The sequence below is a fragment of the Methylobacterium organophilum genome (assembly GCF_022533465.1).
GTDB lineage: Bacteria > Pseudomonadota > Alphaproteobacteria > Rhizobiales > Beijerinckiaceae > Methylobacterium > Methylobacterium organophilum.
In genome coordinates this window covers 2,053,228-2,077,083 of sequence record NZ_CP092848.1, presented here as the reverse complement: position 1 = coordinate 2,077,083, position 23,856 = coordinate 2,053,228, and the positions used below count along the sequence as shown (strand labels likewise).

17 protein-coding genes are annotated in these 23,856 nt (G+C 72.9%); 15 read left to right on the top strand and 2 right to left on the bottom strand.

The window, feature by feature from the left end; genetic code table 11:
• Window positions 1–27 precede the first annotated feature (27 nt).
• Entirely contained in the window at window positions 28–1,098 is a 1,071-nt protein-coding gene (locus tag MMB17_RS09590) for a L,D-transpeptidase family protein (RefSeq protein ID WP_012752939.1), read from the top strand.
• A 36-nt stretch (window positions 1,099–1,134) separates the two neighbouring features.
• Window positions 1,135–1,857, top strand: a complete 723-nt coding sequence (locus MMB17_RS09585) for a cytochrome c biogenesis CcdA family protein (RefSeq protein WP_012752938.1) — start codon at window positions 1,135–1,137, stop codon at window positions 1,855–1,857.
• Window positions 1,858–2,002: 145 nt separating this feature from the next.
• Here MMB17_RS09585 and MMB17_RS09580 read toward each other — a convergent pair whose 3' ends face one another.
• Window positions 2,003–2,194 (bottom strand): hypothetical protein, encoded by a 192-nt coding sequence (locus MMB17_RS09580; protein ID WP_009861980.1) that lies wholly within the window; start codon window positions 2,192–2,194, stop codon window positions 2,003–2,005.
• Between the two features lie 444 nt (window positions 2,195–2,638).
• Here MMB17_RS09580 and dgt point away from each other — a divergent pair, with 444 nt between their 5' ends.
• The 12 genes from dgt to MMB17_RS09520 all read left to right on the top strand — a co-directional run bounded on the left by dgt (window position 2,639) and on the right by MMB17_RS09520 (window position 21,652).
• On the top strand, window positions 2,639–4,084 hold the full coding sequence (gene dgt / locus MMB17_RS09575; RefSeq protein ID WP_012752937.1) for a dGTP triphosphohydrolase: 1,446 nt from the start codon (window positions 2,639–2,641) through the stop codon (window positions 4,082–4,084).
• The gene (locus MMB17_RS09570; protein WP_012752936.1) at window positions 4,077–4,877 is read left to right on the top strand and encodes a hypothetical protein; all 801 of its coding nucleotides are present in this window, start codon (window positions 4,077–4,079) and stop codon (window positions 4,875–4,877) included. The genes dgt and MMB17_RS09570 overlap by 8 nt, the downstream gene beginning before the upstream one ends.
• Before the next feature lie 58 nt (window positions 4,878–4,935).
• Window positions 4,936–7,464, top strand: a complete 2,529-nt coding sequence (locus MMB17_RS09565; RefSeq protein ID WP_238231525.1) for a tellurite resistance TerB family protein — start codon at window positions 4,936–4,938, stop codon at window positions 7,462–7,464.
• Between the two features lie 4 nt (window positions 7,465–7,468).
• Complete coding sequence (locus MMB17_RS09560) at window positions 7,469–8,794, top strand: ATP-binding protein (protein ID WP_066925038.1); 1,326 nt, start codon at window positions 7,469–7,471, stop codon at window positions 8,792–8,794.
• Window positions 8,769–11,036 (top strand): DEAD/DEAH box helicase, encoded by a 2,268-nt coding sequence (locus MMB17_RS09555; RefSeq protein WP_012752933.1) that lies wholly within the window; start codon window positions 8,769–8,771, stop codon window positions 11,034–11,036. The genes MMB17_RS09560 and MMB17_RS09555 overlap by 26 nt, the downstream gene beginning before the upstream one ends.
• A 244-nt stretch (window positions 11,037–11,280) precedes the next feature.
• Entirely contained in the window at window positions 11,281–13,941 is a 2,661-nt protein-coding gene (locus tag MMB17_RS09550; protein ID WP_153874040.1) for a PD-(D/E)XK nuclease family protein, read from the top strand.
• Complete coding sequence (locus MMB17_RS09545; protein ID WP_066918778.1) at window positions 13,941–17,315, top strand: UvrD-helicase domain-containing protein; 3,375 nt, start codon at window positions 13,941–13,943, stop codon at window positions 17,313–17,315. Before MMB17_RS09550 ends, MMB17_RS09545 begins: the two co-directional genes overlap by 1 nt.
• Window positions 17,316–18,092: 777 nt before the next feature.
• Complete coding sequence (locus MMB17_RS09540; RefSeq protein WP_012752930.1) at window positions 18,093–18,416, top strand: ArsR/SmtB family transcription factor; 324 nt, start codon at window positions 18,093–18,095, stop codon at window positions 18,414–18,416.
• A 678-nt stretch (window positions 18,417–19,094) separates the two neighbouring features.
• Entirely contained in the window at window positions 19,095–19,520 is a 426-nt protein-coding gene (locus tag MMB17_RS09535) for a YeeE/YedE family protein (protein WP_066918776.1), read from the top strand.
• Window positions 19,521–19,522: 2 nt separating this feature from the next.
• Entirely contained in the window at window positions 19,523–19,981 is a 459-nt protein-coding gene (locus MMB17_RS09530) for a YeeE/YedE family protein (RefSeq protein ID WP_012752928.1), read from the top strand.
• Window positions 19,981–20,784: a sulfite exporter TauE/SafE family protein gene (locus MMB17_RS09525; RefSeq protein ID WP_066918775.1), complete on the top strand. Its 804-nt coding sequence runs from the start codon at window positions 19,981–19,983 to the stop codon at window positions 20,782–20,784. The genes MMB17_RS09530 and MMB17_RS09525 overlap by 1 nt, the downstream gene beginning before the upstream one ends.
• 43 nt (window positions 20,785–20,827) lie before the next feature.
• The gene (locus tag MMB17_RS09520; RefSeq protein WP_238231524.1) at window positions 20,828–21,652 is read left to right on the top strand and encodes an MBL fold metallo-hydrolase; all 825 of its coding nucleotides are present in this window, start codon (window positions 20,828–20,830) and stop codon (window positions 21,650–21,652) included.
• Window positions 21,653–21,889: 237 nt separating this feature from the next.
• On the opposite strand, the gene MMB17_RS09515 is transcribed toward MMB17_RS09520, so the two are convergent.
• Window positions 21,890–22,129, bottom strand: coding sequence for a hypothetical protein (locus MMB17_RS09515; protein ID WP_066918773.1), 240 nt, complete (start codon window positions 22,127–22,129; stop codon window positions 21,890–21,892).
• A 553-nt stretch (window positions 22,130–22,682) separates the two neighbouring features.
• Between MMB17_RS09515 and MMB17_RS09510 the strand changes: the two genes are divergently transcribed.
• Window positions 22,683–23,801 carry an acyltransferase family protein gene (locus tag MMB17_RS09510; protein ID WP_066918771.1) on the top strand — a complete coding sequence of 373 codons (1,119 nt, stop codon included), beginning with the start codon at window positions 22,683–22,685 and terminating at the stop codon, window positions 23,799–23,801.
• Window positions 23,802–23,856: the final 55 nt, after the last annotated feature.

The following is a 23,856-nucleotide window of genomic DNA, read 5'->3' as shown; positions in this document are numbered from 1 at the left end:
TCGTGCGCCCACCCCAGCGAGGCCGACATGCTGAAGACGACGACGCTCGGTCTGGCCCTCCTCCTGGCGCTGTCCGCCTGCCAGGACGGCCAGTACGCGGCCTCGACGCGCCACCTCGCGCCGATCCCGCCCGCGACCCTGGCCCTGATGTCGACCAAGGGGGTCTCGGCGGCCGACCCGATCCTGATGCGGGCCTACAAGAAGGAATCCGAGATCGAGCTCTGGAAGCGCGGCGCGGACGGCAGGTACGCCCTCCTGAAGACCTATCCGATGTGCCGCTGGTCGGGCCAGCTCGGGCCCAAGACCCGGGAGGGGGACCGGCAGGCGCCGGAGGGCTTCTACGCGGTCACGCCCGCGTCCCTGAACCCGAATTCGAGCCTCTATCTCTCGTTCGACCTCGGGTACCCGAACGAGTACGACCGCTCCCTGGGACGCACGGGCGCGCACCTGATGGTGCACGGCTCCTGCTCGTCGCGGGGCTGCTTCGCGATGACGGACGAGGCGATCTCGGAGCTCTATGCCGTGGTGCGCGAGGCCTTCGCGGGCGGGCAGCGTGCCGTCCAGTTCCAATCCTATCCGTTCCGCATGACCCCGGAGAACCTGGCCCGGCATCGGCAGGATCCGAACGTCGCGTTCTGGAGGAACCTCAAGGAGGGGTCCGACCGCTTCGAGGTGACGTGGGCCGAGCCGGTCGTCGGCGCCGCGGGCGGTCGCTACGTGTTCGATGCCGGCGGCGACGAGGCCACGGCCGGCGCGGTCGCGCGGAAGCAGGCGGACGACGAGCGGCAGGTCGCCGCCCTCGTGGCGAGCGGGACGCCGGCCGTCCGGCTGGTGTACGAGGACGGTGGCCAGCACCGGGCTTTCCGCGAGACCATGATGGCGATGGGAAACGGGCTCGGCGAGGTGAGCCGCCCCGAGGCCCTGGCCGCAGGGCCGCGCGAGGTCGCGATGCCGGCCTCGGGCCCGGTTGCCCTTGCCGGACAGCGCGAGCCGGTCCGGGGTGCGGCGGCACGCAAGCCGCCGGGGCCCGGCGGGACCGAGGCGGAGCGCCAGCGCCCCCGCAAGACCTTCGCCGCGGCGGGGGACGGGCGGGAGTGACGAGCCTGCCTTCATCCCTGCGCCGGGCCTGAGACCATGGCCATCGACGCCTCAAGCGTGGGCTTCGTGGCGGCCTTCGCGGCCGGCGCCGTGTCGTTCCTGTCGCCCTGCGTGCTGCCCCTCGTCCCGGGCTACGTGTCCTACGTCGCGGGCCAGTCGGCTGCCGGCGGGCGCGACAGCCTGCGCACGCTCGGCCTGAGCCTCTGCTTCGTGCTCGGGTTCACGACCGTCTTCGTCGCGTTCGGCGCGGGGGCGAGCGCGCTCGGCTTCGCCCTGCTCGCCCATCGCGAGGCGCTGAACCTCGCCTCGGGCCTCCTCGTGATCCTGTTCGGCCTGTTCACGGCCGGTCTGCTGCGGCCCGCCTGGCTGCAGCGCGAGCTGCGCTGGCACGGCGATCCGCCGGGGCGAGGGCCGGTCGCCGCCTATCTCCTCGGAACGGCCTTCGCCTTCGGATGGACCCCCTGCATCGGTCCCGTCCTCGGCGCCATCCTGGCGGTCACGGCCTCCTCGGCCTCGGGCAAGGGCGTCGCCCTGCTCACCGTCTACTCGCTCGGCCTCGGCGTGCCGTTCGTGGCCGCGGCCCTGTTCCTGTCCGGCTTCGTCGCGCGCCTTCGGACCCTGCGCTGGTTCGGCCGTGCCCTTCAGGTGGTCGGCGGCGGCGTCATGGTGGCGATGGGTCTGCTGATGATCACCGACCGCATGACCGCCGTGGCCGCCCTCATCCTGGAGGCCTTCCCCGCGCTCGGGCGGATCGGTTGAGCCGGGCGAGCGCGCAGGCGCCCGCGCGGCGGCAGAGGCAGCCGCCGAGGCAGGGCGTCGTTCGCGCGGAGCGGGTCAGCTTCGTGGCCGCCGGCGCGGGATCCGGACCTCGCCGTCCCCAACCCGGGGACGGAACGACGGCGGGTCAGGAACGTAGGGAGGCGCGCCTCAAGCGAGCTTCGCGCGCGGCGCGGATCGGCGCGAGGCGGTCGCGCAGGGCCTCCATCCGAGCGATCTTCTCGCCGAAGGTCAGGGCGGCGAGCTCGCGGCGCCCTTCCGCTTTCCGAGCAAGGATGTCGGACCGGTCGGGATAGGCAGCGGTCGAAGCGTTCTTCATGACACCGTCGACCCTACGGCGCACCGATCCGCGACGCCAACCACCGGGCGGAAGGCCTGCCACTTCTCGACCGGCTTGATCCGTACCGACACGGGGGCCGGGCCGTTCAGCCAAGCTGACGCGTCGCCCTTCCCGCGATCCGGCGGGCATAGAGGAGGCCGCCGGCGCCCGCGTCAGGCGTACGGGACCGCTGCCGATGGCATCCGTGCGAGGCCGCATGCCTGCCCGGCCGCCCCTCAGCGCCGCCGCCATCGTTCCCGCAATGTTCCCTTTCCGGTCCGGGTGCCCTACCCTCTTGCGACGCGGGCCGGCACCATGCGGAAACGAATCCGTGGACAACGGCCGGAATCGGACGTGACGGGCGGGAGAGCCGGAACGTAGACCATGCGTCATGCGGTTGTGGGAGGCGGCGGAGCCGGCGTCGCCGCGGGGACAGGACCGAGGATGGGCGAGCAACTCGACTGGACGGCCCTTCTGAATTCCCGGCGTCGCAAGCCGAGGCCCGGCGGGAAGGCGCACGAACCGAGGCTGGGCGAGGATCGGACCCAGCACGAACGCGATCACGACCGCATCCTGTTCTCCACCCCGGTGCGGCGCCTCCAGGACAAGACGCAGGTCTTCCCGCTGGAGCGCAACGACAGCGTCCGCACGCGGCTGACCCACAGCCACGAGGTGGCGAACATGGCGCGGAGCATGGGGACCACCCTGGCCTTCGTCCACGGCGAGGCGCTCGGCTTCCCGGCGTCGGTCGAGCCCCTGCGCAACGTGCCGGCCCTGCTGGAGGCCATCGGGCTCGCCCACGACCTCGGCAACCCGCCTTTCGGGCACCAGGGCGAGACCGCGATCCAGACCTGGATGAAGCGTCACGCGACACCCCGTTCGGAGGAGCCGGGCTCCTTCGCGATCTTCGACGCGCCGGGCCTGACCGAGCCGATGCGCCGGGACTTCCTGGCGTTCGAGGGCAACGCGCAGGCGTTCCGCTTGCTGACCCGGCTGCAGATCCTGAACGACGATTTCGGGCTCAACATGACCTACGCCTTCCTGGCGGCCCTGATGAAGTACCCCGTGCCCTCGGACGCGGTCGACAAGTCGTCCCATGCCCGGAAGAAGTTCAACTTCTTCCAGTCCGAGGCCGGCATCGCCGCGGAGGTCTGGGCGGAGACCGGGCTGCGCCAGGGCGTGCGGCATCCGCTGACCTTCGTGATGGAGGCTTGCGACGACATCGCCTACTCGGTCGTGGACGTCGAGGACGCCGCCAAGAAGAACCTGATCAACTTCAACGTGCTGACGGCGTGGCTGCGCCACGATGCCTGCGACGACGAGGTCACCCTCGGGGTCTGCGAGCGGGCGGAGCGCTACCATGCCGACTTCCGCGACGAGGGACTCTCGCCCGGGGAACTCGACGACATCTCGATGCAGATGTTCCGCGTCGACGCCATCGGGACGATGGTCCGGGCGGCCGTCGGGGCCTTCGTCGCCAACCGGGACGCCATCATGGCCGGCGCGTTCGACAGGGAGTTGATGGCGGCCTCGGACGCCGTCGTGCTGTGGACCTCGCTCAAGCGCTTCGCGAAGTTCCACGTCTACCGCCACCGCAGCGTCCTTGAGGTCGAGCTCGCCGGCCACCGCACGCTCCACGAGCTCATGGACATGTTCTGGACGGCCGTGGTCGAGCGCAAGGACCCGGACGACCTGAGGTCGGATCGCGAGGCCCTGCCGGCCTACGTCTACTCCCGGATCTCGGAGAACTACCGGCGGGTCGCCGAGGCTCCGGGCAACCGGATGCCGATGCGCTACCGGGAGTTGCAACTCATCACCGACATGATCTCGGGCATGACCGATACCTTCGCGGTATCGCTGCGCGACGACCTGGGGCGGCACCATGGCTGACCCGGGCAGGCGCGCCCGGGACGGGGCCGAGCTGGGCCGGCGGATGCGGGCCTTCCTCGCGGACGAGGCCCGTGGCGGCGACGAGATCGCGGACCTGATCGGCCACCTGGGCCAGGCCGGCGAGGTCGCCATCTTCGGGGGCATGCCCCGCGACATCGCCTGGGGCGGGGCCGACGCGTTCGGGTCGGACGTGGACCTCGTCGTGGACACCGCGCCGGGGCGCCTGGCGGAGCTGCTGCGCGACGGCCGCGCCGTGCGCAACCGTTTCGGCGGGTACCGGATCGCCGGCCGCCGGCACTCCTACGACGTCTGGGCCCTCCCCTCCACCTGGGCGGTGCGCACCGGCCACGTCCGCGCGACGCGCCTGGCCGACCTCGTCCACACGACCTTCTTCGACCGGGACGCCGTGCTGTACCTGTGCGGCTGCCACCGGGTTCACCACGGCCCGCGGTTCGCGGCCTGGCTGGGTCACGGCACGGTCGACATCAACCTGGAGGAAGACCCGAACCCGCGCGGCACGGCGCTCCGGGCGCTGCGCATCCTCCTCGAACCCGGGCAGGCCGTCGGCCCGAGGCTGGCCGACTACCTGCGCCGGATGGCGACGGCGCCCGGCCACCATCTCGACGCGGATACCGTGTCGCGGCTCGCCGCGGCGGCGAACCTTGCCGGCGCGCCGTCCCGGCCTGTCGGACCCGTGGCGCAGCGCCGGTGCAGCCCTGCCGAGGGCCGGGCTCGGGCACGGGATTGGCGCGCCGACCCTGCTGGGCGCAGGGGTGGCCGTGGCGAGCGGTGAGGCGCGGTCCATGGCAGGGCGCGAACCGGGGGCCGGCCGAGCCCGGGAAGGCCTTCTGTTGCTCGGATCGGCCGTGGCGCTGGCGGCCGCCGCGATGCAGTTCGTCCAGGTGGGCTGGCCGGCCCTCGTCACGGGCGCGACGGTCCTCCTGGTCGGCTGGATGAGCCTCGGACGCCGTTCGGGCGACCGCGCGACGGGCGCGGGCGCGACCACGGAAGCCGCGAGCGCGCCGGTCGACCCCGCGCCGTCCACGATCCATGCTCCGCCTGACCCGCCTGACCTCGCCATCCCCGCGACCCCCCTGCCCGCCCCGCCCGAGGGACCGCGAGACACGTTCGGTCGACGGCCCCCCGAGGCGGTTGCCTCCGAGGCGCACGTCGAGCCTGCCTTCACGGTCACGCCCCTACCCGACGATCCCGCGCCCGTGCCGCAACCCTCGCCGGAGGGGCGCGGCAAGCGGGGCCGGTCGGCGCGCTGGGTCCCTCCCGGCGAACCGGTCGAGATCCAGGGCCTGACGGTGACGGGAGGGCTGATCTACGTCGGCGAGAAGCTCGGGTCGGATCCGTGGCGCAGGGAGAACTGCCTGATCGATCCCGCGCTTCCCGTGGCGAAGGCGGGGCGGGGCTCGGCGACCGGCCTGACCTACTGGTGCCGGTACGACGGGCTGAACCCGGCGGGCCGCCGCGCCTACCTGGACTGGCTGGCCGGGGGGCGCTCCGACCCCGCGGCCAGCATCGCGCTCGTCTTCCTGTACTTCTACGGTCTGGAATACCGGCTGTTCAAGGAAGGGGTCGCGGCCGACGCGCCCGTGCTGGTCGCGGAGGTCGAGCGCCTGCGCGCGATCTACGGGGCGAACAGCTCGTTCCAGGCCTATGCGCGGAGCTTCGTCGAGGCCGCCCGGCTGTTGGTGCCCGCGGCGGAGGAGCGGCGTCCCGAGCTGAACCTCGACCCGAATTTCTACAGCTACGAACTGCCGCTCGCCGTCAGGGTCCATCTCGGCCGGAAGCTGGCCGACGGCCAGCCCCTCGACGCGGACGACGCCCTCCTCTGGCTGGCGGGCCTGCCCGACCGCGGCTTCCGCACGCCGGTGACGCGATGCCCGGACGAGTTCGCGGCGCTCTGGCGCCTCCGGTTCCCGGCCAAATACCCGAAGGGACTCAAGGTCGGCGCGCCGAAGGCGCGGATCAAGGCGTCCTATCGAGCCGCCAGTTCGACGTTCCAGGTGGACCTCAAGGCGCCGGGGTCCCTGCCCGATATCGCTGCCGTCTCCGCCCCCGTGAGGAAGCTCCGCGAGCTCGTCGAGGCCTGCACCGACGAGCTCGATGCGTTCAGCCGCTTCGTCGGCAGGCGCCCGGACGCCCGCGGGAGCGTGCAGGCGGCCCTGCTCCTGCCGCCGGACCTGGCCTGCGCAGGCGACGCGTGGACGGCCGTCGGCGAGCGCTGCGAGGCCCTGTTCGCCGCCGGAGCGGCCATGCCGGCCACGTCCCTGCGCCGGCTGCTTGAGGTGATGGAGATCCCGCTGCCGGAGGAAGGCCGCGTGCCGCAGGCCGGCGTGACGCAGCTCTGCCAAGCGCTCGACCGGGTCGGCATCGGCATCGAACCGGACCGCCGCTACGGGCCGGAACCTCGCGCCGGCGCCTCGGCCTCGGACGCCGATGCGGCGGTCGTCCTGTTCAAGGGGGCCGCCGGGGCACCGGTCGACGCGACACGCCCCGAGTACCTGGCGCTGCGCGGCGTCATCGAGGCCGCATGCCTCGCCGCGGCGTCGGACGGCGCGGTGTCCCAGGGCGCCGCCGACGGGATGCTCGCCGCGATCCGGGGCACCGATACCCTCAGCCTTGCCGAGAAATCCCGCCTGACCGCCTACGCCCTGTCGATCCACCGCAACCCGCCGAAGCCGCAGGGGATCCTGAGGCGGTTGGCGGGCCGCCCCCTGTCCGAGCGCCAGGCCTGCGCGCGGGCGGCGCTCGCGGCCGTCATGGCCGGCGGTCAAGCCAAACCCGCGGAGGTGCGGTTCCTCGAACGGTTGCACGCGTTCCTCGCGCTGCCGGCCGACGGGATCTACGCCGCCCTGCATCGCGGGCCGCTCGGGTCGGCCGCGTCGGCGGAGCCGCGGGGCGCCGACGGGAGCCAACCGCGCGGGGACGTCGGCGACCGCGCTTCCGGGCGCGTCGTCATCGACGCATCGCGGCTGGAGCGCGTTCGCCGCGAGACGCAGGCGGTCGCAAGCCTGCTCTCGGACATCTTCGTCGAGGACTCGGCGCCCGGGTCAGGTGCGGGCACGGTTTCGCCGCCGGGTGGCGTCGCCCCGGAAGCGCCCGCGCCGGCACCGGCGGACACGGGCCCGGCCGGGCTCGATCCGGCCCATGCCGGCCTGCTCGCCGCGGTCGCCGCATCCCCGGACCCGATGCCGCGCGAGGCGTTCGACCGGGCGGCCCGCGCGAACGGCCTGTTTCCCGACGGGGCGCTTGAGACCATCAACGAATGGGGCTTCGAGCGCTTCGACGAGGCCTTGATCGAGCACGACGACCCGGTCACCATCGCGGCCCACCTTCGCCTCCACCTGCTCCCCAGCACCACCGCCTAGCCCCATGCAGCCAGCCCCGACCATCCGCCCGCGGGACCGTGACGCGATCCTGCAGGCCCTCTCGGCCGGCGTCGTGCCGCGCACGGGCCTGCGCCACGTCCAGGTCGGGCGCGCCGCCGAGATCGCCGCCCTGGTGCGCGACATCGACCGCGTCGCCGACGAGGGGTCCTCGATCCGGTTCGTGATCGGCGAGTACGGGGCCGGGAAGACCTTCTTCCTCAACCTGGTCCGGCTCGTCGCCCTCGAACGCAAGCTCGTCACCGTGCACGCGGACCTCGCGCCGGACCGCCGCTTGCACGCCAGCGCGGGGCAGGCGCGGGCCCTCTACGCCGAGGCCCTGCGCAACATGGCGACCCGCACCAAGCCGGACGGGGGCGCCCTGGGCAGCGTCGTCGAGCGCTTCGTCACGGACGCGGTCAAGGAGGCGCAACAGGCCGGCCTGCCCGTCGAGCGGGTCATCGACCGCAGGCTCGCGCCGCTCCAGGACGAGGTCGGGGGCTACGACTACGCGGTCGTCCTGAAGGCGTACTGGCGCGGGAGCGAGGACGGGAACGAGGCGCTGAAGGCGGCGGCCCTGCGCTGGCTCCGCGGCGAGTTCTCGACGCGGACCGAGGCCCGGCAGGCGCTGGGCGTGCGGACCATCGTCGACGACGACAACGTCTACGACGCGCTCAAGCTGCTCGCCGCCTTCGTCCGGCTCGCGGGCTACGGCGGCCTGTTCGTCGTCTTCGACGAGCTGGTCAACCTGTACAAGCTCCAGAGCGCGCAGGCGCGCAACCAGAACTTCGAGCAGGTCCTGCGCATCCTCAACGATGTGCTGCAGGGGAACGTGCGCGGGCTCGGCCTGGCCCTGGGCGGCACGCCGGAATTCCTGCTCGACACCCGCCGCGGGCTGTACAGCTACCAGGCGCTCCAGAGCCGGCTGGCGGAGAATGCCTTCGCGAAGGGCGGCCTGGTCGACCTGTCGGGCCCGGTGATCCGGCTGCAGAACCTGACCCCGGAGGACATGCTGATCCTGCTGTCGAACATCCGGGCGGTGTTCGCCGGCGGCGACCCCGCCAGGCACCTCGTGCCGGACGAGGCGCTCGGCGCCTTCATGGGTCACTGCAACGACCGGATCGGCGAGGCCTACTTCCGGACGCCGCGCAACACGATCCGCGCCTTCGTTCAATTGCTTGCCGTCATCGAGCAGAACCCCGGCACGGGCTGGAAGGAGCTGCTCGGGCACGTCGAGGTCCGCAGCGACGACCAGGCAGATGACGCCGGGGCGGACGCCGACGTCCCCTCCAGCCCGGCGCCCGGCGATGAGCTCGTCAGCTTCCGCCTCTGAGCGGCGCCTCCGCGACGGGGCCTTCGACCGCCTCGCCCCGGAGGTCCGCTCCTGGATCCGGGAGCAGGGTTGGACGGGGCTGCGGGACATCCAGGCGCGCGCGATCGACGCCGTCCTCGACGGCGGTGACGACGTGTTGGTCGCCGCGGCGACGGCGGCCGGCAAGACCGAGGCGGCCTTCCTGCCCATCCTGACCCGGATCGCCGGCCGGGCCGAACCCGGCCTGGCGGTGCTCTACGTGAGCCCCCTGAAGGCGCTCATCAACGACCAGTTCCAGCGGCTCGACCAGCTCTGCGAGCGGATGGAGATCCCGCTTGTCCGCTGGCACGGGGATGCGCCGCAATCGGCCAAGGCGCGGATGCTGGCCAAGCCGGCCGGCATCGCCCTGATCACCCCGGAATCCGTCGAGGCCCTGCTGATCCGGCGTCCCGCCGATGCCAGTCGATTGCTGGCGGCGTTGGATTTCGTGGTCGTCGACGAAGTGCATGCCCTCCTGTCGGGCCCACGGGGGCTCCACCTGGCGTCGCTGCTGAGACGTGTCGAGGCCCTCGGCGCGCCGGGCAGGACGCGACGGGTCGGCCTGTCGGCCACCATCGGCGACGCCGAGGCTGCGGCGGCCTGGCTTCGCCCGACCGCGCCGGAGCGCGTCCGCCTGCTCCAGGACGGCGGGGCCGGCCTGGACCTCCAGCTTCGGATCCTCGGCTACCTGGAGCCGCTCGACGCCGACGGCACCGACGGGGCCGAGGCGGAGGGCGCGGCCGGCGCAGGGCCGGTGCCGGCACTCGACGCGATCACGGACCACCTGTTCGCCTCGCTGAGGGGCAGCAACAACCTGGTCTTCGGCGGCTCCAGGCGGCTGGTGGAGGCCCTCTCCGACAGGCTGCGGCGCCGGGCCGAACGGGGCGAGGTCCCCAACGAGTTCTTCCCGCACCACGGCAACCTCTCCAAGGAGTTGCGCGAGGAGCTCGAAAGCCGCCTCAAGGACGCGTCCCTGCCGACCACCGCGGTCTGCACCTCCACCCTGGAACTGGGCATCGACATCGGCTCGGTGCGGTCCGTCGCCCAGGTCGGCGCGCCCCGCTCGCTGGCGTCGCTGCGGCAGCGCCTGGGCCGGACGGGGCGGCGGCCGGGCGTGCCCGCCATCCTCCGGATCTACGTCCGCGAGCAGGAGCTCGACACGCGCTCCTCGGTCCTCGACGAGCTTCGCCAGGACGCGGTGCGCGCGGTCGCGGCCATCCGCCTGCTCGCCGCCCGCTTCGTGGAGCCGCCGCTGGCCAGCGACGCCGCGCTCGCGACCGCCCTGCTGCACCAGGTCCTGTCCGTGATCGCGCAGCGCGGCGGCGCCCGGGCCGACGCGCTCCATCGGCTTCTCTGCGGTCCCGGGGTGTTCGCCTCGGTGACGCCGGGCGACTTCGCGGAGCTGCTGCGCGGCGCGGCCCGGACGGGGGTGGGCCTCATCGAGCAGGCGCCGGACGGCACGCTGCTCCTGGGCGAGCGCGGCGAGCGCCTCGTCCACGCGCGCGAGTTCTACGCCCTGTTCGACAGCGGGGCGGAGTGGCGCCTGGTCGCCGGGACCCGGGCGCTCGGCACGATCCCGCTCACCAACGCGGTCGCCCAGGGCACCCTGGTCGTCTTCGCCGGGCGCCGCTGGCTGGTCGAGGAGGTGGACGAGCGGGCCCACGTCCTGCAGGTCTCCGCGCACCGGGGCGGGGTGATCCCGAAGTTCGAGCGGCTGTTCGCCGAGCCCACGCACGACCGCCTCCTCGCGGAGATGCGCGGCGTCTTCGAGGCCGACGACGTGCCGGCCTACCTCGACGCGCGGGCCCGCACCTTCCTCGCGGAGGGGCGGTCGGCCTACCGCCGCCTCGGTCTGGGACGCTCCCGGATGGTGCACACCGGGCGCGACCTTCACCTCTTCGCGTGGCGCGGCAGCGCGACGTGCGACGTCCTGGCGGTCATCCTGTCGATGCTCGGGTTGCCGGCGGAGCCGCACGACCTTGGCGTCACGCTCCCCGGGGTGAGCCCGGACGACGCCCGAGCGGTCCTGCGCAGGGTTGCGAGCATGGTGCCGGGCGATTTCGCGGCCGTCGCGGAGTTCGTCGGGACCATCCAGACCGCGAAGTACGACGAGCATGTTCCGGAGACGCTGCTGCGGCGCTTCTGGGCCCGGCGAAACGAGGGCGTCCTGGCGCGGATGCCGGGCTTGGCCGCCGAGATGCTCGACGGCGTGCCCGAAGCCTGACGCCCGGTGACGGGCGCGGCCGAGCGGGCCCAGGGGAAGCTGGCGACCCCGAGCGGGCCGCGCTGGGCACGGGCGCGCCGGGAAGAGCGCGCAAGCTCGCGCCCGGGCGCGGAGCCAAAGCCTCGGCCATCGTCAGGTTCGAGCAGGTTGTGCACGGCTGGGCCGGGGCGACTCGTACGAGCTTGACCGTTTCTTCAGCCTCGCCGGAGATGGGTGACGGTCGACGGTCGGGGAAATGATTCGCATGATGGCGCGCCGGACGGTGGTGATCCAAGGCCGCCTCGCCATGTCGGACGGCCGGCTGGCCGCCGCGCGCCGGTCCGACCATGGCGTCCAGCTCATGCCCGTGGAGCGCATGGTGGCGCGCCTCGCCGGGGGCTTCGCGCGACCGGTCGACGACGAGACGCTCAAGAGCCTTCTGCCGGCCGCCCTCGCCGAAACGGACCTCGGCGAGCTCGATCCCATCAAGACGCTGCCGGGCATGGTCGACGCCGCCGCCGAGACCGTGCGGAAGGCGTGGCTGGCCGCCTTCGACCTGGCGCGGTCGGCCGACCCGGCCGACCGGACCGCCTCGGTCCGGCGCCTGGAGGAGGCCGTCCTCGCCCGCCTGCCGGCCGGGATGATGCGGCCCGTCGACCTCGCCGAGGCCGCGCGGGCGCGTCTCGCCCACGCGCCGCGGGTGCTCGGGCCCGTCGAGATCGTCGGGCTCCCGGACGTGCCGCCGTGCTGGCGCGGCCTCGTCGCATCCCTGGTCGCGCACGTTCCCGTGACCTGGGTGGCGGGGCCGCGCTCCGTCCCGGATTGGGTGGAGGCGGCCGGCATCCGCGTCGTCACGTGCGCGCCGGAACGGCCGGCGGTCGCGGTCTGCAGCGCGGCGACCCCGAGGCACGAGGTCCTGGAGGCGCTGCGCTGGGCCCGCGAGCTGATGGCGTCCGGGCAGGCCGCGCCCGCGGACATCGCGGTCGCGGCCTGCCGCACCGAGGAGTACGACGACGTCGTGCTCGCGCTCCGGGCGGAGGCGAACCTCGACGTGCGCTTCGTCCACGGGGTGCCCGCCGCCAGCGTCCGCGAGGGGCAGGCCGCGGCCGCCCTCGCCGACGTCCTGGTCAGGGGGATCTCGCAGGACGGCGTCCGCCGCTTGGCGGCCCTCCTGCGCGACGGCCCCGGTCCCTTCGCCGCGTTGCCCGAGCGATGGACCCGCGTCCTTCCGCGCGAGGCGCCGCTGACCGACCCGACGGCCTGGGAACGGCTGCTGAACAGCCTCCGGGCAGAGGATTTCCCGGACGGGCAGGACCACGTCCCGGCGCTGCGGGACGTCGTGGGCGTGCTCGTGCAGGGCGTGTCGGTCGCGGCGGAGGCGGGAGAGCGCTTCCTGCACGGCCTGGCGCTCCGGATCTGGCGCAAGGCCTTGATCGAGGGGGCGCCGGCCGTCGTCGACCTGACGCTGGGACGCCTGCGCATCGACGACGGGGCGGACGCCTGCGCCTCGGTCGTCTGGGCCCCCGCCTCGGCGCTGGCCGCCGCCCCGCGGCGCTTCGTGCGCCTGCTCGGGCTGAGCTCGCGCGGCTGGCCGCAGGTCAGCGCGGAAGATCGGCTGCTGTCGGACCATCTCGTGCCGTCCCGTCTTCTCGACCCCTTCCCCAGGCCGCTGGCCGACAGGAGCGACTTCCGCGCGATTCTGGCCACCAGCGCCGGGGCCGTCGTGCTGTCCCGGCCGCGGCGCGGCCCCGACGGGCGCCTGCTCGGGAGGAGCCCGCTGCTGCGCGAGTTCGGCGCGGCCGAGACCTACCTGGGGCGCAACCGCGTCCCGGCCCACGCCGTGGGCGAGGTCGACCGACTCATGGCCCGGCCGGCGGAGTTCCGCGCGACGGCCCCGGCCATCTGCGCGGCGGGCTGCTGGCGGGCCTGGGGCCGGGCGGAGCTGACCGCGCACGACGGGCGCGTCCGGCCGGACCACCCGGTCGTGCTCGCGATCCTGGATCGCACCCATTCCGCCCGGTCGCTGCGCAAGCTCCTGCGCGACCCGCTGGGCTTCGTCTGGACCTACGGGCTCGGCCTGGAGACGGCCGACGCGGCCGCGGAGCCGCTCACGCTCGGTCATCAGGCCTTCGGCAACCTCCTGCACGAGGTGCTCGAACGCGCGGTGGTCGCCCTGGAGGCGGATGGCGGCTTCGCCCCGTCGACGGACGCGGGCAAGCGCCGGGCGCTGGCCGCGGTCCTCGCCACCGTCGCCGAGGTCTGGGAGCGCGAGCGCCCGATCCCGCCGCGGCTGATCTGGCGGCGGACCCTGGACGAGACGGCCGCGCTCGCCCTGGCCGCGCTCACCCACCCCGACCAGCCTCTCCTCGGGCAGGGAAGCTGGGTCGAGGTCCCGTTCGGCGGGCAGCCGCCGAAGCGCGACCACCACCCCCTCCCCTGGGACAGCGACGCCACGGTCACGATACCCGGCACCGGTTTCCGGATCTCCGGCTACATCGACCGGCTCGACCTGTCGCACGACCGCGGCAGCGCGCGGGTGCGCGACTACAAGACCGGCAAGCCCCGCGAGGCGGGGACGGTCCTCGACGGCGGCCGCGAACTGCAGCGGTGCCTGTACGGCTACGCCACCCGCGTGCTCCTCGGCGCGGACGTGTCGATCGATGCCTCGCTGCACTTCCCGCGGGAATCCCTGTGCCTCCGGCTCGAACGGCCGGACGAGGCCCTCGACGAGCTGGCCACGTATCTCGTCGCGGCCGGCGCGAGCCTGCGGGCCGGCAACGCCTTCGCCGGCCCCGATGCCCGGGATGCCTGGAACGACCTGGCCTTCGCGCTGCCGGCGAACGCCGACAAGACCTACTGCCCGCGCAAGCACGACCTGGTGACGACGGCGCTCGGCGAGGCCGCCCGCGTCTGGGAGGCCGCCTGATGACCGCCCACGACCGGGGCCTCGCCGACGCGGCCCAGCGCGCGCTCGCCATGACCGCCCACGACAGGTCGCTGCTCGTGGAGGCCGGGGCCGGATCCGGGAAGACGGCGCTGATGGCCGGCCGCATCGCCATGATGCTGGCCGCGGGCGTCGCCCCCGGATCCATCGCGGCGGTCACCTTCACGGAACTCGCCGCCAGCGAGCTGCTGGAGCGCGTCGGCGAGGTCGTCGGCCGGCTGGTCGAGGGGCAGGTCCCGGAGGAGCTGCGGGTCGTCCTCCCGAACGGGTTGTCTCCGGATCAGCGAGCCCGGCTGGTCGAGGCCGGCGAGCATCTCGACGCGCTGGCCTGCACCACCATCCACGGGTTCTGCCAGCGCCTGGTCAAGCCCTACCCGGTCGAGGCCGACATCGACCCGGGCGCCCGGGTCGCCGACGAGGCGGAGGCGGACGGCATCTTCCAGGATCTGCGCGACGGCTGGCTCCGCGAGTGCCTCTCCGGCGGCGGCGGCCTTGTCGCGGAGATGGTGCTGGCCGACCCGGACGCGGCCCTGGCGGCCATCGACCGCGTGGCCGGCTGCCTGCGCGAGGGGCGCGCGGTGGGCACCGCGCCGGCGGAACCCCTTCCCGACCTGGTGCGGGCCTTCGGCGCCAGCGTGCAGGCCTTCGCGGACTTCCAGCGGAGCTGCGGGGTTTCCGAGGGTGAGACCGCCGCGAACGTGCGGGCGTTCCAGGCGATGGCCGCGCGGCTGCCGGACACCGGCGTCGCCGACGCCGACCTCGTCGCCATCCTGACGGCGGCGGCGGAGGCGAGCCTGTGCAAGGCGGACGGCGACTTCGCGAAGTACCGCGGGGGCAAAGGCAAGTGGGCCGGCGCCGCCAAGCTGGTCGGCCTTCCGAAGACGGAGGCCGACCGGCTCCAGGCGTCGGCCGAGCGCCTGCACGTCGCGTGCTGCGAGGCTTGGCGCCGGCTGAAGGCCAACGCCGCGAGCGAACTCCTGGCCAGGCTCGTCGGAACGGTGCGGACCGTTCTCGACCGGTACCAGGCCCGAAAGCGCGACGGCGCCCTGCTCGATTTCGACGACCTGATCGCCGCGGCCGCCACGCTGCTCCGCGCGCACGAGACCGTGCGGCAGGCGCTGGGGCGCCGCTACCGCCACGTCCTGGTCGACGAGTTCCAGGACACGGACCCGATTCAGACGGAGATCCTCTGGCGGCTGTGCGGCGAGCTGCCCGACGGCGCGGCCGACGCGTGGACGGAACGCGTGCTGCGGCCGGGCGCGCTGTTCCTGGTCGGCGATCCGAAGCAGGCGATCTACCGCTTCCGCGGGGCGGACGTGTCGACCTACGTCCGGGCGCGCGACCGCATCCTCGCGCGCTCGCCCGACGACGTCCTCGCGATCTCGACGAACTTCCGGTCCTGCCGCTCGATCCTCGCCTACGTGGACGAACGCTTCGGCGACATCCTGAACGGGGTCGGGCAACCCGGGTTCGCGGCGCTCGACGCCTTCCATCCCGACCACGACCGCGGACCCTGCATCGCGGCGCTCGACGTGCCGGCCGGTGCCGACGGGGCGAAGCGGACCGCGGAGGCGCTGCGCGACGCCGAGGCGGAAGCGGTCGCGGACCTTTGCGCGCGCCTGATCGGGCACCAGCTCGTGACCTGCAAGCGCGCGGGCACCCGCACGCTCCGGGCCGGCGACATCGCGCTGCTGGCACCGAGCGGGAGCGACCTCTGGCGGTACGAGGAGGCGCTTGAGGCCAGGGGCATCCCCGTCTCGACCCAGGCCGGCAAGGGCTTCTTCCGGCGGCAGGAGGTGCATGACCTGATCGCGCTGACGCGGGTGCTCGCCGACCCGCGCGACACGCTCGCGCTCGGGGCCCTGCTGCGGGGGCCGGCCGTCGGCCTGACCGACGAGGAGTTGCTCGACCTCGTCGACGGACTGCCGCGCGACCCGGAGCGCCCGGAGAGCGTCCCCAGGCTGCGCCTGCACGTCGATGTCGCGCACGTGAACCATCCGGTGGCCCGGCCGGTGCTGGAACGGTTGCAGGCCCTGGCGAAGCGGGCGCTCGGCACGACACCGCACGACATCCTCAGCCAAGCCGTCGACGCGCTCATGCTGCGCCCGGTGGTGCAGCAGCGTCACGACGGCCACGCCGAGAGGGCGCTGGCCAACATCGACCTGTTCCTGGAAATGTCGCGCCCGTTCGCCGTGCGCGGCCTGCGGGCCTTCGCGGGGGCGATGAGGGCGGCCTGGGAGGGCCGGACGCGCACGGTCGAGGGCCGGCCGGACGCGCAGGAGGCCGCGGTCTCCTTGCTCACCATGCACGCGTCCAAGGGGCTCGAATGGCCCGTCGTGATCCCGATCAACACCACCACCCGGACCAAGGCCGTCTCCGGAGCCCTGGTCGACCGCGCCTCGAACTGTCTCTACTGCCCGGTCTTCGGGGTGCGCCCGGCCGGTTACGACGAGGCGCTGGAGGCCGAGAAGCGCGAGGTCGGGAACGAGCGGGTCCGCCTCTGGTACGTGGCGGCGACGCGGGCCCGCGAGACGCTGGTGCTCACGCGGTTCGCCGAGCCGGGCGCCAGCACGTCCTGGTCGGCGGTGGTCGACCTCGGGCTGGCGGATTTGCCGTCCATCGACGTGGAGCGGCTGCCGGTCGGGACGCCGGCCGTCGCGCCGGAATTCGCGAACGGTCAGACACGGGAAATCTTCGCCGCCGAGGCCGCCGCCGTCGCCCGGCAGCGCCGCTTGCGCTGGATCGTCCCCAGCCGCGGCGATGCGGCGGGTCCCGAGACGTCCGGCGCCCCCGGCCTGGTCGAGGGCGGTACCGACGGCGGGCGCGGACCCGGGGGACGGCCGACAGGCAGCCGGGAGCGCGGCATCCTCATCCACAAGCTGCTGGAGGAGATCCTCACGGGCGAGGCGAGCGAAGGCGACGATCTCGGACGGCGCGCCGGGCTCCTCGCCCGGCAGCTCGGTCTCGGAACCGGCGACGCTGCCGGGGCCGAGGTCGACCTGGCCGAGGTCGCGGCCAGCGTGACCCGGGCGCTCGGCCTTCCCGAGATCGCCGGGATCCGCGAGCGCCTCCAGGCCGAGTTGCCCGTGTTCGGGTTCGAGAGCCTCGCCGACGAGGACCAGGCGACGGCGGGCGTGGTGGACGCGATTGCCTGCGACGCGGTCGGCAAGCCGGACATCGTGGTGGACTGGAAAAGCGACGTGGATCCTGCGGAGGCGGTCCTCGCCGACTACCGGCGTCAGGTGGCCCGATACCTTCTCGCGACGGGCGCGCGCCTCGGCCTGATCGTCTTCGTGACGAGCGGCCGGGTCGTCCCGGTGACCCGCGCCGCGATGGCCGACGTCGGGGCTGGATGAGCGACGAGGAAGAGCGGCCGGGCTTCCGCAGGCCGCTGCGCGGGCATCACCCGGCCTGTTCGGAAGGCCGCCATGTTCCCGGAACGGAGGGTCCGGTGCCGATGCCTGGGGAGAAGCCTTGCCTCGACGTGGGAGCCTGCGCCTTCGCGAACGGCGGAGGAAGGCACTCATCACTTGCCAGGTCAACGCGGCTCGGCCTGCTCCGGCTCGTGAATGAGCAAGGACGCAGAGTGTGAGCAAGTTCAAGCGGTTGACAGCGGATCCCCGGGTCTGCGTGAAGAGCGCATGAAACAGTCCGTTCCCGGGGATCGGCAGGCTCGGTCGCTGGCCGGCGCCGACGGGCGTGGGCGGGCGCGTGTGCTCTGCCCGTCCCGGTGTGGCCGACGCCGCCGTCCCGTGCTGGCCGCGGCGCGGACCATGAACCCGTTGCGCGAGAGCGACCTGCCGGGCGGTCTCCCCCGAGCGCGTGCCGAGCCCGCCGCTGCCGACTGAATTCCGGTGGCGCCGCCTTGAGACGTCCATCAGAGAGCTTCCCGGACGGCTTCGAGCGCGCGCTCCCGCCCGCAGGCGCGGTTGTCCTGCGTCCCACGGTGGACTCACCGGCTTCGACGGATGATGCTCCCGCGGGAAACATGCGATGCCGGGCGAAGATGTCGAGCGCGTTACGCGCCGGCCACGTCTGCCTGCCCGGCATCGCCAGGGTTGGGAATTCCTGTCAGAGCCACCATGTTAGTGCCAGCTAAAACAGGGTTGTCTAATACAGGGCGGCCGACGTCGATGGATGCGGTGACAACGACCGACCTGCTGCGCCTTCAGGACAAGGCGGCCGATGCCGCGCGCCTGCTGCGCCTTCTCGCGAACGAGAAGCGTCTCCTCATCCTATGCCTGCTGGTCGCCCGGGGCGAGATGGACGTGACGAGCCTGGCCGAGGCGGTGGACCTCAGCCAATCGGCCCTCTCGCAGCATCTTGCCAAGCTGCGCGAGGACGGGCTGGTCGCCTTCCGGCGCGAGAGCCAGACGCTCCACTATCGCCTGGAGGATCCCCGCGCCGCGCGCCTGCTCGCGACGCTCAAGGACATCTTCTGCCCGGAGGCGGGCTGATCGGGTAACCAGGGCTCCGCCAGGCGCGCGCTCCGCCGCGTCGGCGGCTTGGCCGTCCACCCAGCGCCGCCGTGACGGCGTGGTCGACCCGGCTGCCACGGTCGTCGGCTCCGGGGCCAACCGGATCGGAACCCCCGGCGTGCCCGCAGGGCGTCGCGCTCGACATCGATCGCCCGGGCGGCCCGAAGGTCGAGGCGCCTCAGGACAGGCAACGGCGGGCCCCAGTCCTGGACGGCGTGAGGCGGCAGAAAGGCGGCCACGGCCGCCGGGAGCCGTGACCGGCGCCGGTCCGTGACCGCTCCCGAGAGCCATCCCGGCCAGCGTCGCCGCGTTGGCCGCCGACGTGGGCCCGCGATCCCATTCCCGTCCAGTTCGCGCGACCGCCGGCCGCTCGCCTCGGGATGCCCCCGTGCCAGCGGAGGCTCTCGTGAAGCGCCGCCTCGATCCGGCGGTTCACGCCAGGGGCGGTGTGGAGCGCGGCCCGTTCCGCCGTCCCGGACCATCCGGCGTCTCCCCGCCATCCCTTGACATTTGATTAGATATTTCTAATTTAGACATCACTAATCTGGTTGCGCCGTCGCTGGACGCTGCCGCTCACGACGGCCACGCCCCCGGCGCCTGAGGGATCGCTCCAAGCCTGCGCGAGACGCCCGGCACCGCGGTCCAGGAGTGAGTGCCATGGATACCTTCACCCCGCTTTCCGCCGTTTTCGGCGGTCTCATGATCGGCGCCTCCGCAGCGCTCTTCCTGATACTCAACGGCCGCATCGCGGGCGTCAGCGGCATTCTGGGCGGCCTGCTGCCGCCGAGCACCGGCGGGATCGGCTGGCGCGCCGCCTTCCTCGCCGGCCTGCTTCTCGCGCCCCTCGTCCACGCCGGCCTCGGCGGCGGCAGGCCGCCCGTGGCGGTCGAGGCCTCGCTCCCGCTCCTCGGGCTTGCGGGATTGCTGGTCGGTTTCGGCGCGCGGCTCGGAGCCGGCTGCACCAGCGGCCACGGCGTCTGCGGCGTCGGCCGCGGCTCGCCCCGCTCCCTCGTGGCGACCGGCACATTCATGGCCGCCGCCGCCGTGACGGTCTTCGTCACGCGTCACCTGATCGGAGCCTGACCATGTCCAGGATCGTGTCCGCGTTCGCGGCCGGCCTGCTGTTCGGGCTTGGCCTCATCGTCTCCGGCATGGCCAACCCGGCCAAGGTCCTCGCCTTCCTCGACGTGACCGGCCGCTGGGACCCGAGCCTCGCCTTCGTCATGGCGGGTGCCGTCACGGTCTCGGCCGCCGGTTACCGCATCGCGACGCGCCGGGGCCGGCCAGTGCTCGCGCCCAAGCTGGAGATCCCGACGCGGCGCGACCTCGATCCGCGCTTGCTGACGGGCGCCGCGGTCTTCGGCATCGGCTGGGGCTTGGCCGGCCTCTGCCCCGGGCCGGCGCTGACCCTCCTCTCGGTCGTGCCGACCCGGGCCGCGGTCTTCGTCGCCGCCATGGTCGTCGGCATGCTGCTGTTCCAGGCCCTGCCATCCGCCGTCTCCCGGCAAGCGGCGTCCACCTCTGCCGCGCCGGCGGATGCGTGATGGCGAGCTTCGTCACCTTCGGCCTGGCGGCGGGCTCGGGTGGGCTCGTCGGCGTGGTCCTCGGCCTCGTCGGCGGAGGCGGCTCGATCCTGGCAGTGCCCCTCCTGACCTACGCGGTCGGCGTGAACTCGCCCCATGTCGCCATCGGCACCAGCGCCCTGGCGGTCTCGGTCAGCGCGGCCGGCAACCTCGTCCCGCAGTGGCGGGCCGGGAACGTGAAGTGGCGGTGCGCAGGGGCGTTCTCGCTCGCCGGCGTCCTCGGCGCCCTGGCCGGCTCGGCCGCGGCCAGGGCGGTCGACGGGCAGAGCCTGCTCGCCCTGTTCGGGTTCGTGATGCTGGCGGTCGGCGGCCTGATGCTGCGCCGGCGGCGCGGCGAGGGCGATCCGGACGTGCGCCTGACCAAACGGAGCGCCCCGGTGCTCCTGCCCTGGCTGCTCGGCATCGGGTTCGCGGTGGGCCTGTTCTCCGGCTTCTTCGGAATCGGCGGAGGCTTCCTGATCGTGCCGGGCCTGATGCTGGCGACGTCCATGCCGCTGCCCATGGCCATCGGCACCTCGCTGGTGGCGGTCAGCGCCTTCGGGGCGGCCACCGCCGCGAGCTACGCGGTCTCCGGCCTGATCGATTGGACGCTGGCCGGGCTGTTCATCCTGGGCGGCGCGCTCGGCGGCCTCGTCGGCGCCCGCCTCGGCCAGCGTCTCGCCGGGCACAAGCGCGCCCTGACCATCACCTTCGCCGGCCTGGTGATCCTGGTCGGCCTCTACGTCGTCGCGCGCGGCCTGCCAGCCTTGCTCGGTCGGGCGTGACGTCCAGAGCCCCGAAGCCGTTCATCCCGAACCGGAGGAATGCATGTCAGACCTGACCGCAACGTCCCTGCACGGACGCCCGCTCGTGACGGGCTTCTACGAGCAGCGCACGGGCAGCGTGCAGTACGTCGTCGCCGATGCGGAGACGAAACACTGCGCCATCGTCGACCCGGTGCACGACTTCGATCCGAAGTCGGGGGCGACCGCCACCCGCTCGGCCGATGCCCTGCTCGCCCATATCGCGCGCGCGGGCTACAGGCTGCAGTGGATCCTCGACACGCACCCGCACGCCGACCACTTCTCGGCGGCCGGCTACCTGCACGACAGGACGGGCGCGCCGACCGCCATCGGCGAGAAGGTCGTCGAGGTGCAGAAGCTCTGGAAGGGGCTCTACAACCTGCCCGAGACTTTCCCGGCGGACGGCTCGCAGTGGGATCGCCTCTTCGCCGACGGCGAGCGCTTCCGGATCGGCAACCTGGACGTCGAGGTGCTGTTCACGCCGGGCCACACCCTGGCCTCCGTCGCCTACCGGGTCGGCGACGCCGCCTTCATCCACGACACCTTGTTCATGCCCGACAGCGGCTCGGCGCGGGCGGACTTCCCGGGCGGCAGCGCGCGCACGCTCTGGCCTTATTATAGCAGCCGCGTCCACGGCGGCACATCCACCGAGCGCTTCTTCCTGTTGATGAGGCGCCAGAAGGGGCTGTTGCGCCGTGCTTATGTGTTAGGATCGGCGACCGCATGGTGGCGACAGCGCAGGTCGGTCTGCCCGGGGCCTTTGTCCGGCGCCCGGCGGGCAACACGGTCCTGCTGCCGTACAGACTGCTCAGGCAGTTCAGCCTGCGCTTCAGGCGGGTCGCCTGCTTGAGGATCGGCCTGCGCTGACGATGTCTCGGCCCGGGGGGCGCTCAGCGTGCGACACGTGGCGGGCCGCTGGTACGGGCTCGGCGCCCTCGTCCTTGGACGACCTCCTGCCCGCACCCATGTGCTTCCCGGATGTCGCCTGTCGGCCACCCAGAACCGCCGCCACGCGGTAGCCTCGGTCCGCCCGGTCCAAATGCCGGTCAGGTCTCCCCCTCCCTGCTGCGTGCGGGTTCGCCTGCCCTCAGCCTCGGGCGCGTGGCCCGTAGAAGCGGTGCGCGTTCCGAACCACTCCGGGTTCATGCTCCCTCGGGAGATCGCGCCCATCCGTCATGGCGTTGATCACCTCGAACGCGTCCTCGATCCTCTCGAAAGCGCGACCGCCTTCGAGGTCCGACACGAACGTCCCGTCCGCCGCCAGGAAATAGATGACGTCGTCGTGTCTCAGGTAGACGTGATACTCGTCCGGCCGGTCTTCGCCCAACGTCAGCCCCCACTCCGCGAGCGGCCTATATGGAACGCAGCGAGGCCGGCACACACCGTAGAAAGTACGGTTGCGCGGGATCTGGGATTGACGGCCGTCCGTGGCGGGCGACCGTATGGCGTGAGACGTTGAGCGTGCCGGAGCGAGGTACGATGTCCCGGTGGCCGAGCGCGCGTTTGCCCGACCGGCCTGGTGACGGTGGCGCGGGAGAGCGGTGCGATGACACCACGCCGGGCGCCGGCGGCAACCCCGGCTGCGCTTTCCCGGCCCTTATCGGTTGAAGTTGTGCCGCCTCCGGGCGGCCTCGGGCGCAAGCCGTGGACACCGCTGGAGCGCGCCGGAACGGGTTCGACGCGGCTTCGCAACGCGCCACGGGACGCAGGGCAGTTCGTCCGGGGGGGCTGGTCGGCGCATCGGCGAACGTGCGCTGGTACCGCGGCCGCGGCTTCGTTCAAGTTCCGTTGTCCATCATGGACGGTCGCGCGCCGGTGCTGCCGCTCGCTTAACCGGCTCCGGCGAAACTCGGCCCCGGGCTGGGATACGGGGACGGATCGTGGGCGGGCGGGCGAGAACTCAAGCGGAGGAGGAGCTCCGATACGCCTGGGTCGACGTGGCAAAGGGCATCTGCATCTTGCTCGTGGTGATGATGCACTCGACCCTCGGCACCGGCGAGGCGATGGGTGGGGAGGGCTTCCTGCACCCGGTCGTCGCCTTCGCCAAGCCGTTCCGGATCCCGGACTTCTTCCTGCTCTCGGGTCTGTTCGTCGGACGGGTGCTGGACCGTGACTGGCGCCGCTTCGCCGACCGGCGCATAATCCACTTCGCCTACTTCTACCTGCTCTGGCTGCTGCTTCAGTCGGCGTTGAAGTACGAGACCGTCGCCGGGGATGGGGGCATCCCGGCCTTCCTGGCTCACCTTGCCCTCGCCCTCGTCGAGCCCTACTCAACGCTGTGGTTCATCTATCTCCTCGCCGTGTTCTCGATCGTGACGAAGTTGCTGCGGCCTTTGCCTGGCCCGGCGCTTCTCGGGACCGCCGCGCTGTTGCAGATCATGCCGGTCCAAACCTCCTCCTTCCTCGTTGAGGAGTTCTGCGCCCGCTACGTCTACTTCGTCGGCGGCTACCTCCTGGCCGACCAGATCTTTGCCTTCTCCGATGCCGTGCGGCGCTACCGGCGGCTGGCGCTTGCAAGCCTTGGGGCCTGGGCGTTGGCCGAGGGCTGGCTCGCCTTCACGCCGTCGGGCATCCCGGACCACCCGACCCTCGCGAGCCTGCCGGGGGTGGGTCTCGCGGCCGGATTCGCGGGCGCGCTGGCGATTGTCGCACTTGCCAGCTTGCTGGCCGAAGCGGGAGGCGTCGTGACGGGGGCGCTGCGTACCTGCGGGAAGCGCTCCATCGTGATCTATCTTGCCTTCTTCCTGCCAATGGCCGCCTGGCGCAGCCTGATCGTGAAGACGGGCGTGATCGAGGATGTCGGATTGGCCTCGCTCGCCGTGATGAGCGTCGCCGTCGTACTGCCTCTTCTCTTCGAGCGGCTCATCCGCGGCACCTGGCTCGGCTTCCTATTTCGCCGTCCCCGCGTTCTTCATCTCACGGGTACAAGGAGCGGTGAGGCAGCGCTCACGACGCCGCTGACCGGCAGCCGGGTGATCGAACGTCAGGCTCGCGGTTAGCGCAGGACCCGGGGGGGGCGTCTCGTCGGTGACGAGCAGGTCGAGGCTCGCGCGG